This is a genomic window from uncultured Psychrosphaera sp. (assembly GCF_947500655.1).
Classification (GTDB): domain Bacteria; phylum Pseudomonadota; class Gammaproteobacteria; order Enterobacterales; family Alteromonadaceae; genus Psychrosphaera.
The window spans coordinates 18,134-34,466 of sequence record NZ_CANMSK010000013.1 but is presented as its reverse complement, the minus strand read 5'-3'; the positions used below and the strand labels follow the sequence as shown (position 1 = coordinate 34,466).

The 16,333-nt window shown below is 37.3% G+C and carries 15 protein-coding genes; 6 read left to right on the top strand and 9 right to left on the bottom strand.

Annotated elements, in window-relative coordinates:
- Positions 1-38: 38 nt before the first annotated feature.
- The 4 genes from Q0940_RS11565 to Q0940_RS11550 all read right to left on the bottom strand — a co-directional run bounded on the left by Q0940_RS11565 (position 39) and on the right by Q0940_RS11550 (position 3,409).
- Complete coding sequence (locus tag Q0940_RS11565; protein ID WP_299268647.1) at positions 39-659, bottom strand: tRNA-uridine aminocarboxypropyltransferase; 621 nt, start codon at positions 657-659, stop codon at positions 39-41.
- 2 nt (positions 660-661) lie between these two features.
- Positions 662-1,981: a Xaa-Pro dipeptidase gene (gene pepQ / locus Q0940_RS11560; RefSeq protein ID WP_299268645.1), complete on the bottom strand. Its 1,320-nt coding sequence runs from the start codon at positions 1,979-1,981 to the stop codon at positions 662-664.
- A 157-nt stretch (positions 1,982-2,138) separates the two neighbouring features.
- Positions 2,139-2,999, bottom strand: a complete 861-nt coding sequence (locus Q0940_RS11555) for a DMT family transporter (protein WP_299268642.1) — start codon at positions 2,997-2,999, stop codon at positions 2,139-2,141.
- Between the two features lie 29 nt (positions 3,000-3,028).
- On the bottom strand, positions 3,029-3,409 hold the full coding sequence (locus Q0940_RS11550; RefSeq protein WP_299268640.1) for a histidine triad nucleotide-binding protein: 381 nt from the start codon (positions 3,407-3,409) through the stop codon (positions 3,029-3,031).
- Between the two features lie 205 nt (positions 3,410-3,614).
- Here Q0940_RS11550 and Q0940_RS11545 point away from each other — a divergent pair, with 205 nt between their 5' ends.
- Together Q0940_RS11545 and hda are read left to right on the top strand one after the other, a co-directional pair.
- The gene (locus tag Q0940_RS11545) at positions 3,615-4,880 is read left to right on the top strand and encodes a DUF2066 domain-containing protein (RefSeq protein WP_299268638.1); all 1,266 of its coding nucleotides are present in this window, start codon (positions 3,615-3,617) and stop codon (positions 4,878-4,880) included.
- Between the two features lies 1 nt (position 4,881).
- Positions 4,882-5,574: a DnaA regulatory inactivator Hda gene (gene hda / locus Q0940_RS11540; protein WP_299268636.1), complete on the top strand. Its 693-nt coding sequence runs from the start codon at positions 4,882-4,884 to the stop codon at positions 5,572-5,574.
- 67 nt (positions 5,575-5,641) lie between these two features.
- Here the strand turns inward: hda and Q0940_RS11535 are convergent, their stop codons facing one another.
- Complete coding sequence (locus tag Q0940_RS11535; RefSeq protein WP_299268634.1) at positions 5,642-6,256, bottom strand: flavin reductase family protein; 615 nt, start codon at positions 6,254-6,256, stop codon at positions 5,642-5,644.
- A gap of 231 nt (positions 6,257-6,487) precedes the next feature.
- Between Q0940_RS11535 and pheS the strand changes: the two genes are divergently transcribed.
- From pheS to Q0940_RS11520, 3 genes are read left to right on the top strand one after another with little or no spacing between them, the layout of a single operon-like run.
- Positions 6,488-7,468 carry a phenylalanine--tRNA ligase subunit alpha gene (pheS, locus tag Q0940_RS11530; RefSeq protein ID WP_299268632.1) on the top strand — a complete coding sequence of 327 codons (981 nt, stop codon included), beginning with the start codon at positions 6,488-6,490 and terminating at the stop codon, positions 7,466-7,468.
- Between the two features lie 11 nt (positions 7,469-7,479).
- The gene (gene pheT / locus Q0940_RS11525) at positions 7,480-9,891 is read left to right on the top strand and encodes a phenylalanine--tRNA ligase subunit beta (RefSeq protein ID WP_299268629.1); all 2,412 of its coding nucleotides are present in this window, start codon (positions 7,480-7,482) and stop codon (positions 9,889-9,891) included.
- Between the two features lie 6 nt (positions 9,892-9,897).
- Positions 9,898-10,209 carry an integration host factor subunit alpha gene (locus Q0940_RS11520; RefSeq protein WP_299268627.1) on the top strand — a complete coding sequence of 104 codons (312 nt, stop codon included), beginning with the start codon at positions 9,898-9,900 and terminating at the stop codon, positions 10,207-10,209.
- Positions 10,210-10,349: 140 nt separating this feature from the next.
- Here Q0940_RS11520 and Q0940_RS11515 read toward each other — a convergent pair whose 3' ends face one another.
- Positions 10,350-10,781, bottom strand: coding sequence for a hypothetical protein (locus Q0940_RS11515; protein ID WP_299268625.1), 432 nt, complete (start codon positions 10,779-10,781; stop codon positions 10,350-10,352).
- 185 nt (positions 10,782-10,966) lie between these two features.
- Between Q0940_RS11515 and Q0940_RS11510 the strand changes: the two genes are divergently transcribed.
- Positions 10,967-11,722, top strand: a complete 756-nt coding sequence (locus tag Q0940_RS11510; protein ID WP_299268623.1) for a Nif3-like dinuclear metal center hexameric protein — start codon at positions 10,967-10,969, stop codon at positions 11,720-11,722.
- A gap of 117 nt (positions 11,723-11,839) precedes the next feature.
- On the opposite strand, the gene asnB is transcribed toward Q0940_RS11510, so the two are convergent.
- The 3 genes from asnB to Q0940_RS11495 form a co-directional block, all read right to left on the bottom strand.
- On the bottom strand, positions 11,840-13,516 hold the full coding sequence (asnB, locus tag Q0940_RS11505) for an asparagine synthase B (RefSeq protein WP_299268621.1): 1,677 nt from the start codon (positions 13,514-13,516) through the stop codon (positions 11,840-11,842).
- Between the two features lie 417 nt (positions 13,517-13,933).
- A complete protein-coding gene (locus Q0940_RS11500) occupies positions 13,934-14,875 on the bottom strand; it encodes an aldose epimerase family protein (RefSeq protein WP_299268619.1) in 942 nt (313 codons plus the stop codon).
- Positions 14,876-14,927: 52 nt separating this feature from the next.
- Positions 14,928-16,316: an L-serine ammonia-lyase gene (locus Q0940_RS11495; protein WP_299268617.1), complete on the bottom strand. Its 1,389-nt coding sequence runs from the start codon at positions 16,314-16,316 to the stop codon at positions 14,928-14,930.
- Between the last annotated feature and the right edge of the window lie 17 nt (positions 16,317-16,333).

Genomic DNA, 16,333 nt, shown 5'->3' with positions numbered 1-16,333 from the left:
TTTAACGAATGGTACAGCTAAAGCTTTAAATAAAGGCGTTACAGGTCATATCGTTGTTTTATTGTATTTGGCATTAACTGTGTAAAAGACGTTTTAAGTCCATTTAATGCCTTTAAAAACGGGTCTGAAGATATATTTTCTATATCTTCTAATACAAATGCAATTGCCTCAATACTGGATAATCCGAGCTCTACAGTAGATTTACGAATGCCGTAGTTGGTTTTCCTTGTCGAATTCAGTGTTAAAGTCGGTATATTTTCTAACCATTGATTGTATAGATGAATTTTTTTCGCCTTTCTCCATGTTCCATCTAACACAATTAACACGTTATTAGCCGTTGTTTTGTCATTTTTTGAACTGTTTTGAGCTGAATATTCATCCCAGGTTTTAGCTTGCTCGGATGGATACAATAAAAAGTAGTTAGTATTAGGTTGGTTTAATAACGATTTTACTTGAATAAAGTCATCTTCACTCTCGCCCACGAATATCTGAATATTATCCGTTAATAAGGAAAGTACTCTAATAGTATTCTTTTTATTATTAACTTCAGAAGGGTGCTGCAATACTAAGATTTTAGTTTCGTGCTTAACAGGCTCAATAAAATGACATAAACATGTCTTTACCGGATAGTTACATTTTTGGCACAGTTCTCTTGGCATGGCTATAGCTTATTAAATGCGTCAACGGCTAAGTTTTCAATGTTACCGTTATTCATGGCAATACTGTCTTCCAATCTAAATCCACCATAAGGCTTAAACTGTTCGAGTCTGCTCCAGTTAAAGTCACTATTGTCTTTAACTGTTTCTAATAATTGGTTTATGAAATAAATACCAGGCTCTACGGTGAATACGGTTTGTTTTTCCATTTTTCTTAACAAGCGTAAATATGGGTAACGAGCGTCTTTATTAAGGAGTTCTCCGCGCCTATTAGCAAAGTGTCCACCTACATCATGAACTTGAGTGCCAATGTAATGACCGACACCACATGGGAAAAATAACTGGCTGTAACCTTTGTCATAAGTTTCCTGTGGATTACATTTCACAATATCAAACTCTGATAACAGTTTAGATATACGTTTATGTGCAGAGTCGTGAAAAGAAAAGTATTCTTTATCTACTTCAATTTCAGATAACAAGTTAAAGTATTCAACTTGATAAGCATCAAACATCTGCTGGAATTCGTTGCTCCCGTTTAAATTACTCCCATTTAAATAGGTTCTGCTTATATCCGCATTATAGCCATTGTACTCAGCGCCAGCATCAATTAAGAAAGACAAACGCTCAGATGGTTGAGTTACTTGATAGTTATCGTAATGCAATACGGCAGCATTTTGGTTAAACGCTATGATGTTGTTATAAGGCAGCTCAAACTCTCTTACCCCCAGCGATGCTAAATAAGCCTGGTGTATCTCCATTTCTGTTTTACCGGCATAAAAGCCTTCTTTGGCGACTGTATGTGCTTTTGCAGCCATAAGGTTGGCTGTTCGCAAACATTCCATTTCGTATTCTGTTTTATACGCTCGTTCATATTCAATATGGTTTATTAATAGTGCAGGGTTTATCTTGCCTAGGCTTGTATCTGTATCATCCGTTAACGGCTCACCTATATATGCCAAGGTGTTAGTTTTGTTTTTAACAAAATCTTTAACCTGTGACACATTACTTATTAAGGTTAAATCAAAGTATTGTTGCCATTCACCATTAGGCAGTTCAGGCTGTGCATGCCAAATATCTATTTCTTGATGTAAAAATAAATGCGGCTTTTTACCTGTTTGAATCAATACAAAGCTTTTTTGTTGTTTAGTTAATGGTAACCAGTATTTAAAGTGCGGGTTCGTTTTAAACGGGTAAGCATTGTCATCTCTAAAACCATAGCTGTGATGACCTGAATAAATTAAAACACTATCAAAGCTATTTTGTTCTAATGCGGTTTCAAAATTATTCTGTAGAGTCTGTAAGTGTTGCTTATATATAGAACGCATTAAATTGCCTTGTTTTGACGATGAGGTTAATAAATAGAAAGACTAAATAAAAATTAACTAAAAATGTTAAAAACAGAACGGTTTATTAAAGTCGTATATTAAAGCTCTCAAGTAAGATCCTCAATTAAAACTCTGACTTAAAAAGGCACTAAATCATTTACTTTAGTGACTGGTTCATTCTTTTTTGAATATAAAGCCCTAATATAATAGTGATAAGTGCAATCACAGTCGAAGAATATATTGGTTCTTTTAATATCCAGTTAATAAATAGCAGAGATAAAAAAGGGGAAAGATAAATTAACGAGCTTATCTGAGCCGTTCTTATCGCATAAGACATAGCTTTTAACCAAAAGATAAATGCAATGCTCATTTCAAAGAAACCGATATAAATGCTCGCCATTAAATTAGTGCTATTAAAGTTGAATAAATGCCAGTTATAAATCGCAATAAATAACAGTGCAGGTATGCCACATATAAAGCAGATCAAAATAGACTCTAACGCTGGCGCATTAGTCTTGCTGTTTAGTAGCCAATAGCTTGACCAAATTAACGTGGACAAAAAAGCGAGGCCAAGACCAACAGAGTCAAACTCTGGCATGTTGGTTATATCAAATCGGGTAATCGCAATAACAACGCCCACATAACAAAGGGTTAAGCCTATGGCGTCACCTTTGGAGAACTTCTGACCTAAAATTGGAATGGATAACAGCGCGAGCACTATGCCCCAAGTATAATTTATTGACTGGGCTATCTGCGCGGGTAATCTTTCGTAAGCCGCAAACAATACGTAATAATATAAAACCGGATTTATATTTCCTAACAACAAATACACTTTGGGGGTTTGTTTAAAAAGAGTAAATAGATTTTGTTTACTAAAAGCATAAATGACGATCAAAACAAACAGTGATGAAAACGATGAAACGACAACAAGTTGCTCTAAAGTCGATGATGTTAGGGCTAGCTTAAAAGCAGTTGCCACCGTCGACCACAATAAAACACTGGTTAATGCAAATTGCACCGCTATCTTTTGATCCTTTTGCACCATAGTTATTTATTCAGAACCGCTGTTTTTAACTTTTCTTGATACGGAGGCCAACCTAAAGGCTTTCCTGCAAGGACGTGTAAATGTATGTGATAAACGGTTTGTCCACCGTCTTCATTACAGTTCATAACTGCTCTATAACCATCATCAGCAAATCCTAACTCGGCGGCAATTTTTGCTGCAACAACATATAAATGACCAACTAAATGTGCATTTTCTTCGTTTACATCATTCATGGTCGCAATACGGATTTTCGGTATAACTAAAAAATGTATTGGCGCTTGTGGATTTATATCTTTAAATGCGAGGGCTAAATCATCTTCATAAATGATATCTGCAGGGATCTCTTTATTAATGATCTTGTCGAAAATAGTAGTGTCTGACATGTTATTTCCTATTGGTATTATATAATATTGTCTACTGTAATCAGCGACATGCGATTAGGCAAATGTTAACTGCCGAAACCTTTAATAAAAGTTTATAAAAATGAAATGGTGTTTTTGTTTGATGTTATTGGTTATGATAAGAAAAATTGCTCTAGATACAGTGAAGTTTGTGAAATATATCAGCCTATTAATATTAATAATTATCATGCCTAGTTTGTTATTGGGCTCTTCAGCCTTTGCTGTAGAAGTCACCAATTTATACACAGGTAAAATTTTAGTAAACGACAAAAGCCAGAAAACACGTATTAAAGCGCATAAATGGGCTATTGAACAGGTGTTATCGAAGGTTAGTGGTAATAATAATATTTTAGAAAATACGGTAATTAAGCGTGAGGTTTTGCGTAACTCAGCTAGTTATATTAGATCATTTGCATTTAAAACAGATGAGCAAGGCCGTACTTTTTTAGTTGATCAATTTTATCAAACTAAAATTGACGAGTTAATCAAGTCTGTTGGTGGTTCATTATGGGGACGTCGTCGTCCAAATACTTTAGTTTGGCTGGTTATTGAAGAAGGCGTTAATCGTTCCATTGTTGAACTTGAACAATATCCTCAATTAAGCGAAGTGTTAAGTCAATCATCAGATGACAGAGGGCTCCCTTTATTACTGCCTCTAATGGATACAATCGACAAGGGCGCAATATACTCGTCAGATATTTGGGCCCGATTTGAAGAGCCTGTAATCGCAGCGTCAATAAGATATAACGTCGACAATTATATTATGGCTAGAATGCGTTATGTTCACTCCACTAAAGGCAATAATTATCAAAAAGGTTGGTTGTTACAATTTCAATTAATGAAACAAAAAAAACCATTGTTAACTGGCGAATTTAATGGCGAGCAATTTTCAGTTATCCGCCAAATGGTGAATAATATTGGTGATTATTATGCTAGCGAATATGCAATCAATAGTGAACAAACAGGAGCAGATAACCTAGAGCTAACATTAGAAGACGTACCTAATGTAGTGGCATTAACCAAAGCTGAAAAGTATTTGAAATCCTTGCCTCCTGTTGCAGACGTTAAACTATTACAAGTGAACAAGCATCAAGTTAAGTTTCTTTTAGACTTATCTGGTGAAGTTGGAGATGTAATAAGAGCGTTATCACTATTATCTGAATTTGAAAAAATGAAAGATACCGATGAACCAGTTACTACACTCTCTATAGATGAACAGTTAAATAATTTACCAAAAGAGTATACCGATGAAACAACGCCTGCTGGCGATAATGCTTCCTTGTTAAATACTACAGGTGATTTAGCTAACCAAGTTGAATTAGTTGATAGCGGATCTTCATTGGAAGAGAGCGCTGCGACATTAGAAGAGAGTTCAGTAAGTTTAGATCCTGAAGTCAAAGCTGAAGTGAAAAAGAAAACTATTTTTCTTAACTACAAATGGTTAGGCAAGTAAGGTGCAACTGTTACTGCCTGTTACCATAAACAGTAGTCAAACCTTTTCGTCTTTTGTCACACCAGAGAACGAACAAAGTGTGATGACTAATGAAATTAGTCGAGCAATTGAATCAAGCGAATTTGTTGCTTTGTATTTAGCTGGCAACGACGGTAGTGGTAAAAGCCACTTATTAACGTCTTGTTGTCACCACGCTAATGAAGTTGGCAAGTCGAGTATGCTACTTCCTCTTGAGCAAGTGGTGGATTCATCGCCAGATTTGATCATAGGTTTAGAAAATGTAGAAGTGGTGTGTATCGATAATATCGAAGCTATTTCGAATAACAGAGAATGGGAAACGGCCATTTTTAATCTGTTTAACGCATTACAACAAAATAATGCCACCATCATTTTTACCGCATTAGATGTACCAACGAAAACCCAAATATCTCTGCCTGATTTAGCATCTCGTTTACAGTGGGGAACTTTGTTTCAAATTCCACCGTTATCAGAGCAAGATAAAAGTAGAGCGTTAGTACAACACGCTCATTTTATGGGATTTGAATTAACCGAAGAAGTTGCTAAGTTTATGCTAAACCGACTTCCTCGAAAAATGTCATTTTTGATGCAGGCACTTAATACGCTTGCTAAGCAAAGTATTGAAAAGCAAAGAAAAGTCACGGTTCCTTTTGTTAAGCATGTACTTGAGATTTAATCTTTAAACCCCAAGTTTTATTTAAGTCGAAGGCGTTTATCTCTAACAGGCTAAACTAAGTGAATGATTACTTAGGTCTAACGTTACGAATAATATCACCTAAACTGCCATATTCAGCACCACCAAGTCTAGACAATGGTTTTACTTTATCAGCTAATACTTTCACTCTCCCTTTTTCATCTAACTCAATCACCTCATCATTAATGTAAATTTGTTCTATTTGAGCAAATATTAAAGTTTGTGGCGTATCTCCAAGTTGTTGTGTTTCATACAAGCTGCAGGCAAAAGCGATATGACAGTCCTTTAACCTTGGCAATGAAAATCCTTCAAATTCAACAGTCTCTAATCCTGTAGAGCTCAATTCAGATTCCCCATGAGGCAAGGTTGCAGCAGATTCAGTAACCGCTTTAGATTGCTGTTCGTGGGCAATATGAATAACCATTTTTTTATTGGTTAATACATTTTTTGTCGTGTCTTTGATTTCTCCTGTTGGTTTCTTACCAACAGAAAACATTAATAACGGGGGCGCGCTAGAAACTGCGGTGAAATAAGAAAAAGGCGCAAGGTTATAATTTGACTCACTCGATTCAGTTAATACCCACGCAATTGGTCTTGGAATGATACTTTGAGTCATTAAGTGGTAAATGTTGTTTGGTGATAAATTTATTAAATTGGCAATCATAGTCAGTTAAATATCCGCTTTTAAAACTAATGTCACTAGCATACCGATAAAATACGGTAAAAATCCATATAAATAAGGATTTAGCACTAATATTTTTCCTTCAATTAAGTTAGAATTCTCGGCTGTAATTTTTATTAGACGTTTAATTTTAGGCTGTTACCAATAGGAACATCGTATTGGTATTTTATAGCCTTAAATTTTGTACTGAACATTAGAAAAAAAGAGTGTTCCATGAATTTAGAAGAAATCGTTGGGTTAGCTGAGCAAGCAATCGCGCAAGCAAATGAAATCCAAGCACTGGAAGATGTGCGTGTTGAATATATGGGTAAAAAAGGCAAGATCACAGAATTGCTTAAATCTTTAGGTAAAATGGATCACGAACAGCGCAAAGAAATGGGTCAAGCTATCAATATAGCGAAAGGCACAGTGCAAAAGTCTATTACAGTTCGTCGTGAACAATTACAAACTGAAGCGTTAAACGCCAAACTAGCGTCTGAAACAATAGACGTTACGTTAGCAGGGCGTGGAATGGATACTGGAAATATTCACCCAGTAACACGCACAATTGAGCGTATTCAATCTTTCTTTGGTGATTTAGGTTTTGAAGTTAAACATGGTCCAGAAGTAGAAGATGACTTCCATAACTTTGATGCGTTAAATATTCCAGAGCATCATCCAGCTCGTGCCGACCACGATACTTTTTACTTTACGCCAAAAACGGTATTGCGTACGCAAACCTCTGGTGTACAAATTCGTACAATGGAAAAAGAACAACCACCGTTGAGAATTATATCTCCAGGGCGTGTTTACCGTAACGATTACGACCAAACTCATACGCCAATGTTTCACCAAGTTGAAGGCCTTATGGTTGATAAAAATGTTAGCTTTGCTGAACTTAAAGGTGTGATACATGACTTTTTACGTAACTTCTTTGAAGAAGACGTAAAAGTTCGTTTCCGTCCATCTTATTTCCCATTTACCGAACCTTCTGCTGAAGTTGATATTATGGATAAAAATGGCAAATGGTTAGAAGTATTAGGTTGTGGCATGGTTCACCCTAACGTATTACGTTCAGTGAATATTGATCCAGAAGAATATACAGGCTTTGCATTTGGTATGGGCGTAGAGCGCTTAACCATGTTGCGTTACGGCGTAAACGATTTACGTTCATTCTTCGAAAACGATCTTCGTTTCTTAAAGCAGTTTAAATAAGGACCCCACAGATGAAATTTAGTGAAAAGTGGTTACGTGAGTGGGTTAATCCTGCAATTACAGTTGAAGAGTTAGACGAACAGTTATCAATGGCTGGTTTGGAAGTTGACGGTGTTGAACCTGCAGCGGCTGAATTTACTGGTGTTGTTATTGGTGAAGTTGTTGAGTGTGGTAAACACCCAGAAGCCGACAAATTACAAATAACTAAAATTAATGTTGGTAGTGCAGGTAATGGCGAGTTAATCGACATTGTTTGTGGTGCTAAAAACTGTCGCTTAGGTTTAAAAGTTGCGGTTGCCATGGTTGGTGCTGTACTGCCGGGTGACTTTAAAATTAAAGAAGCTAAGCTACGCGGACAACCATCGTCTGGTATGTTGTGTTCTTGGTCTGAATTAGGCATGGCTGATGACTCAGATGGCATCATGGAATTACCAGCCGATGCGCCTTTAGGCACTAACATTCGTGAGTTTTTACAATTAGACGACAAGATTATTGAAATCGACTTAACGCCAAACCGTAGCGACTGCTTAGGTATTGCCGGTGTAGCACGTGAAGTTGGCGTATTAAATAATATTGACGTTACTCCGGTTGAAGTAAATGCTGTTACAGCAACAATTGAAGATAAAGTGGATGTCGAGTTAGTAAATACTAACGGATGTCCTCGTTATTTAGCACGTGTTATTAAAGGGATTAACCTTGAAGCGACAACGCCGTTATGGATGGTTGAAAAATTACGTCGTAGTGGTATTCGTTCAATTGATCCTGTTGTGGATATTACAAACTTTGTGTTGATTGAATTTGGTCATCCAATGCATGCGTTCGACTTAGCAAAAGTTGAAGGTGGCATTAAAGTACGTAACGCAAATAAAGACGAAAAACTAACTCTGTTAGATGAAACTGAAGTCACGTTAAAAGAAGATACGTTAGTAATTGCTGATCATAATAAAGCGTTAGCTATTGCTGGTATTTTTGGTGGCTTAGAGTCTGGTGTTTCTACTGAGACTAAAGACGTTATCCTAGAAAGTGCATTTTTTAATCCTGTTGTTATCGCTGGACGTGCACGCTCTTACGGTTTACACACAGACGCTTCTCACCGCTATGAACGTGGTGTAGATTACGAACTACAACGTACAGCGATGGAACGTGCGACTCAATTGTTATTAGAAATATCTGGTGGCGAAGCAGGTCCAATAGTTGAAGCTGTATCTGAAGCTGACTTACCAGTTCAAGCTGCAATCGTATTACGCAGAGCGCGTTTAGATCGTGTTTTAGGTCATGTTATTGCTGATGAAGAAGTAACCACTATTTTAAATCGCTTAGGTTTAAAAACAGAGTTTAAAGACAATAGCTGGTTTGCCACTTCTCCAAGTTTCCGCTTTGATATTAATATCGAAGAAGACTTAATTGAAGAAGTTGCTCGTGTATACGGTTACAACAATATTCCAAATGTTGCACCTGTTGCATCTTTAAAAATGCCAACGCGTAAAGAAGCCGTATTAGATAAATCTGTATTTGCTAATATCCTTACCACTCGTGGTTATCAAGAAGCTATCACATACAGCTTTGTTGATCCTAAAGTACAAGAGAAATTATTCCCTGCTCAAACTGGTTTAACATTACCTCACCCAATATCTGCTGACATGTCAGTAATGCGAGTGAGCTTATGGTCTGGTTTATTACCTGCAGTGGTACATAATCAAAAACGTCAGCAACCACGCGTTCGTTTATTTGAAAGTGGTTTACGTTTTGTGCCTGATACATCTGCTGAAATGAATATTCGCCAAGAGATGATGTTCTCTGGTGTAATTTCTGGTTCTATTGCTGGTGAGTCTTGGGAAGAAAAAGCAGTACCTGTTGATTTCTACGATGTGAAAGCAGACGTGGAAGCATTATTAGCACAATGTGTTGATAATACCGAGTTCCGTTTTGAACCATTAACCACTGATAATGAATTATGTGTTGCTCTTCATCCAGGCCAATCTGCTGCGATTTATCGTGGTGATGTGTTGGTTGGTCATGTAGGTGCAGTTCATCCTGCGGCAGAAAAATCTTTAGGATTAAATGGCAAAACATTTGTCTTTGAACTATTAATGTCTGAGCTAATCAAACGTAACTTACCAGATGCAAAACCTGTATCTAAATTCCCTTCAAACAGAAGAGATATCGCTGTTGTAGTGAAAGAACAGGTAAATTCAGGTGATTTATTAAAAGCGATAGAAAAAGTTGGCGGAAATCAATTAGTTGACCTAAACTTATTTGACGTTTACCAAGGTGAAGGTATTGATGACGGATTTAAAAGTTTAGCAATATCAATAATTCTACAAAATGTTGAAAAAACATTGGAAGAACAGGATATTAATACTAAGATTGAAGAAATCGTCGATATATTAAACAAACAATTTAACGCAACGCTCAGGGATTAAAAGACTATGGCACTAACCAAAGCAGAAATCGCAGAACATTTATTTGAGAAAGCAGGTATCAATAAAACTGATGCGAAGGATTTGGTTGAATCTTTTTTCGAAAAGGTGAGAACGACACTAGAAGAGGGAGAACAGGTTAAACTATCTGGTTTCGGTAATTTTGAATTACGTGAAAAGCAGTCAAGACCTGGACGAAATCCTAAAACGGGTGAAGATATTCCTATCTCAGCTCGTAGAGTCGTTACTTTTAGACCTGGCCAAAAATTAAAGGCTAGGGTAGAAGTAGGCACCACTGCACTAATTGAAAAAGAGAAATAGTGTCTAAGGTTAGTGGCTGTTAAGTTCGGTCACTTTACTAAATAGTTACGATTTTTAATCGCAGACATAAAAAAACCAGCAATAGCTGGTTTTTTTGTGCCTTATTATTTATAAGGCGGGTTTACTAACTTTAATAAAGTTTAGTAGAAACCGTGTGGTGTTCTGCAATCCATATCTAAACTAGCTAGATATTCTAACCATGAGTTAGCTGGGTTGAATCCGTCACCTTTTTTAACAACAGTAAAGCTTGCAGCTGCAACAGCTGGAGCTGCTTTTTTAGCTACTGCTTTTTTCTTAGCTGGTGCTTTTTCTTTAGCTGGCGCTGCGGTTGGAGCTTTAGTCGCTGCTTTAGCAGGCGCTTTTTCTTTAGCTGGAGCTTTTGCTGCTTTAGCAGGAGCTGCTGAGCCAGATACTTCTGCAGTTAGATCAACTAATGCTGCTAAGCGAACATTTTTTCCGCCATCAATGCTGTACCAGCCACCCTTTGCTTCTATTTGTGGTTCTTTACCATTTGCTTTTTTGTAAGCTTCAGTGAAGTCAGACAAGACTTGTTCTTTGTCTAGAGTGCTCATTTATTCTACCTAAATTTAATAAGATTTTAAATTAAGCCCTGTTTATACAAACTTTTTGCCTTAATTTCAACTTATAGGTCAAAGTTAAGGCTAATTAATGGAAAAAACATCAAATTGAGTTACAAACGGAGAATAATAACGATTACACTTAACATAATCGTAACTATGAATAATGAAGTAAATAAATGAAATCTAATGAACTTGTTGAGTATTTAAATCATCTTTTAGATACAAAAAATATAAATGATTACTGTCCAAATGGTTTACAAGTGGAAGGCAAGTCGACAATTAACAAAATAGTAACAGGCGTAACGGCGAGTGAAATGTTAATTGATGCTGCAATAGAACAAAATGCTGATGCAATATTGGTTCACCATGGCTACTTTTGGAAAGGTGAATCTCAAGTTATCACGGGATTAAAAAAGAATAGATTAGCTAAATTGTTAAAACAAGATATCAACTTATTGGCCTACCATTTACCTGTTGATGTACATGCAACTTTAGGCAATAACGCACAGTTAGCTCACTTATTGGATATTATTGATGTAGTTCCAGTGAAAAGCGTAAAACCAAAAGGTGTATTGATGCAGGGTAAACTTAAAACCCCAATGACGGTAAAGGACTTTGGTGAGTTAATAACAGCTAAATTGCAGAGAACTCCTTTAATTAATGCGGTAAATGATGAGTTAGTAACGTCAATTGCATGGTGTACTGGTGGCGGGCAGGGATATATTGATACCGCGGCAGAATTAGGTGTAGATGCATTTTTAACTGGTGAAGCATCAGAGCAAACCATCCATAGCTCTAGAGAGTTTGGTATTCACTTTATAGCCGCAGGGCATCACGCTACAGAGCGTTACGGTATTAAAGCCCTTGGTGAGCATTTAGCGAATGAATTTGGCTTAGATGTAGAATTTGTTGATATTCACAATCCAGTTTAACGGATTGTTTTATTTAATATAATTGATACAAATTATCTTGCAGGCAAAAAAAATAGCCGTTGGTTAACGGCTATTTAATTATTCAGGTTGTTTTTTGTTAACTTGTACTAGCTAAAACTAAGACTTATCGTCATAACCTTGGTTATGTACATCAAACATCGCACGCCCAGAAGGATCTGCATTTGCGGTAAAGCTTGCATCCCAAGCTAATGCTTCAGGTGTTGAACAGGCAACTGACTTGCCGCCTGGTACACATTCAGCCGCTGAATCAAGCGGGAAGTGCTCTTCAAAGATAGTTCGATACAAATAAGCTTCTTTTGAGTCCGGTGTATTATGTGGGAAGCGGTATTGCGCGCTTGCCATTAATTGATCCGTTACTTTTGCTTCAGCAGACTCAACCAAAGAATCAATCCAGCTGTAACCAACCCCATCAGAGAATTGCTCTTTTTGACGCCACAATACTTCTTTCGGTAAATAACCTTCAAATGCTTCACGTAAAATGTGTTTCTCCATTTTTCCGTTACCACACATTTTAAGCTCTGGATTAGTGCGCATCGCAATATCCATAAAGTCTTTGTCTAAGAATGGAACACGTGCTTCCACGCCCCAAGCTGACATTGCTTTATTCGCTCGGGCACAATCAAACATATGAAGACGTTTAATTTTACGTACCGTTTCTTCATGGAATTCTTTAGGGTTTGGCGCTTTATGGAAGTATAAGTAACCACCAAATAACTCATCAGCACCTTCGCCAGATAACACCATTTTGATGCCCATGGCTTTGATTTTACGAGACATTAAATACATAGGCGTTGATGCACGTATGGTTGTTACATCGTACGTTTCTAAGTGATAGATAACATCACGAATAGCGTCAATACCTTCTTGTATTGTATATGTGATCTCATGGTGAATAGTACCAATAGCGTCTGCTACTTTTTGCGCAGCAATTAAATCAGGGGCATTCTCTAAACCAACAGCAAATGAATGCAGCTGTGGCCACCAAGCTTTTGATTTACCTTCATCTTCAACACGTTTTTGCGCGTATTTTTGGGCAACAGCAGAAATAACCGATGAATCCAAACCACCAGATAACAATACACCATAAGGCACATCAGACATCATATGAGATTTAACGGCGTCACTTAATGCATCGTGAATTTGTTTCGCATCGCCTTTGTTATCTTTAACGGCGTCATATTCAAACCAATCTCTTTCGTAGTATTGTTTGATTTCACCGTCTTTGCTTGACCAGTAATGCCCTGGAGGAAATTCTGTAATTGTTCTACAAACAGGAACAAGCGCTTTCATTTCAGAGGCAACATAAAGTTGACCGTCTACGTCATAACCATAATAAAGAGGAATGATCCCCATATGATCACGAGCAATTAAATAGCTGTTATCTGTATCGTCATACAAGATAAAAGCAAACATGCCTTTTAATTTGTCAAAAAACGAAGGACCGTCTTGTTGATACAAGGCTAAAATAATTTCACAGTCAGACTGAGTTTGGAATGTGTAATCCGTGGTTAGCTCAGCTTCAAGCGCTTTATGATTATAAATTTCGCCATTAACGGCTAAGATGTGATTTCGATTTTGATTATATAGAGGTTGCGCGCCATTCTCTAAGTCGACAATCGATAAACGCTCATGAGCAAGGATCGCATTGTCGTTATTCCAAATACCTGACCAGTCTGGGCCACGGTGACGTAATAAGCCAGATAACTCTAGCGCTTTAACTCGTAAATCTGCAACGTCAGTAGTAACGTCCAGTACTCCAAAAATAGAACACATAAAAGGTTCTCTCCTTTAAAATCAAAATCACAATAATGAATTGTTATAAACAAAACGTTTGGCGCGGCTTTGTCTATAACATCTTAATAATCTAGTATTAGAGCTTGTACTTTAATCAAGCCTAGCCTGAGACTGCCACAGATGTTTAGACAATGCCAAGTGATTTTTATGCAATTAATAAATGATGGAATTAAAAGGAGGATAATCAACCAAGAAACGGCCAAAAACAATACAAAAAAGCAGCTTGTAAGAACGATTATCTGGGGTACAAGATGTAAGTTAGGTATGAAATAGCTCTAAACCGCTTTCATATCTGTAAGGCAGAACGGATGCTCCAGCGCTGCATACTAGTCAATTCAATAACAACTTTAATAGTAACTTTAATAGCAAGGTCAATTAAACGTTATAAAAGCTAAGTTATTTTTTTAATTTGTAGATGATTTTTTCAGAGAAAGGGCGCTCAGGTGATGTGGTATAAAATGGGAATTGCTTGATATTCGGTGAGTCTGGATAAAATTGCGGCTCTAAGCATATTCCTTGTCTGGAAATAAAAGGCGATGATAAATAGTCTGCTGTATAGACTTGTAAACCGGGATAACCAGAGGAAACTTCAAGTGTTAAATCTTGTTCAGGGCTGATTAATACCGCAGATGCTTGGTTAATGTCAGTAACTACAAAGTTATGATTAATAGCGGTTGTGTCTATTTTTTTCAGCTGGGTGAAATCTAATTCAGTATTTTTTACACTGTCGATGTCTCCTGTTGGAATACCAACGCTATCGACGGGAGTATATTGTTGGCAATTTAACAATAGAGAATGTTGGTTAATGTTTGCAGGTTTACTTGCCGAAGGCTCAGATAAATTAAAGTAAGCATGGCCTGTTGGGCCAACAATAGTTTCTTTTTCGCTGACTGCATTCATATTTATTTTTAACTGACTTTCGTTTTCAGCTAAACGGTATTCAACTTCAAAAGCGATAGCGCCGGGGAAGCCATTAAATCCATCTTCTAACCAATATGTTAGCGTAATTGCACGTGTGGAATGTTCTTTTACTTGCCACATACAAGACTCAAGCGCATTGCTGCCACTGTGTAAAATGTTATTACCTTCATTAGCGGCTAATTGATGAGCAACGCCTGATATTTCAACTTGAGCATTTTTAATTCTGTTCGCATAAGGGCCTGCAATTGCCCCCATATGACTAGGATCTTCACGATACAATTCATAATCTGTGTAACCAACAATAATGTTTCTAGATTGGCCTTTAACTCGAGTATGCCATTCTACAAGGCGAGCACCCAAATTAATGATATTTACACTGTCGCCAACTTGATTTTCAATTGTAAAAGTTTTGATCATTTTTATTCTTTTTATAAAGTGATTTTAGCCAAACCCTAATGTAGGTTAAATACTAGCATTCAATAATGTTTACAGCCAATCCACCACGGGCAGTTTCTTTATACTTAGACTTCATATCATTACCTGTATCCCACATGGTTTTAATAACCTTATCTAAAGATACTTTTTGTCCGCCAGTGCCGCGTAACGCTAAGCGAGCCGCATTAATAGCTTTAATTGCACCCATTGCATTACGCTCAATACATGGCACTTGCACCAAACCGCCAACTGGGTCACAGGTTAAACCTAAGTTATGCTCCATGCCAATTTCTGCCGCGTTTTCTACCTGCTCAACACTGGCTCCTTGAATTTCAGCTAACGCGCCAGCAGCCATAGAGCAAGCTACGCCAACTTCACCTTGGCAACCAACTTCAGCACCAGAAATAGACGCATTCTTTTTATATAAAATACCAATAGCACCTGCGGTTAGCAAATAGCGCACAATCAAATCTTCATCTAATGGTTTTACAAACTTATGGTAATACATAAGTACCGCAGGAATAATCCCTGCTGCGCCATTTGTAGGAGCGGTAACTACACGGCCACCGTCAGCATTTTCTTCGTTCACGGCTAAGGCAAATAAGTTTACCCAGTCCATTACTATAAGTGGATCGTTGCTTTGTTCAGCGGACAGTTTTCGTTTTAATGATGGCGCTCTGCGTTTTACATTTAAACCACCGGGTAAAATTCCCTCGGTTCTAATTCCACGGTCAATACAAGCTTGCATTACATCCCATAATTTAACTAACCCAGCTCTCACTGAGCTTTCGTTTTGGAATGTTTTTTCGTTGGCCATCATTAATGCTGGAATGCTTAAGCCGTTAATTAGACATTTTTCTAATAGCTCGGCTCCGCTTGAAAATTCGTAAGGCACTGGATTTTCAATCACATCAAGTAAAGCAGCTTGTTTTTGTTGTTCAAAATCTTGGTGTTTTACAATAAAGCCGCCACCAATAGAGTAATAAGTTTGCTCAAAAATAACCTCACTGCCTGCACTTGTATTAGCGTAAGCAAAAAAGGTTAAACCGTTAGAATGAGCGGGTAAGCTTTTTCTACGATGGAAAACGATAGAGTTAGTCCTTGGAAATTTTGCTTTATGTTTTCCAAGTAAAAGAATGCTTTCACTTTGTTCAATTTGTTTAAGTTTTTCAGTGACGGTATCGGGATCTATACTGTCAGGTTGTTCACCCAGTAATCCTAAAATAACCGCCTTACCAGAGCCATGGCCAATACCAGTTTGCCCTAAAGAACCATATAAGTCGGTTTTGATAAAGCTAACTTGTTGCAGTAAACCTTTTTCATCTAAGCTTTCTACAAATTCACAGGCCGCTTTCATTGGCCCAACGGTATGCGAACTAGACGGCCCAATGCCGACGCTGAACATATCAAAAACACTTAACATAAATCTGGATCTTCATT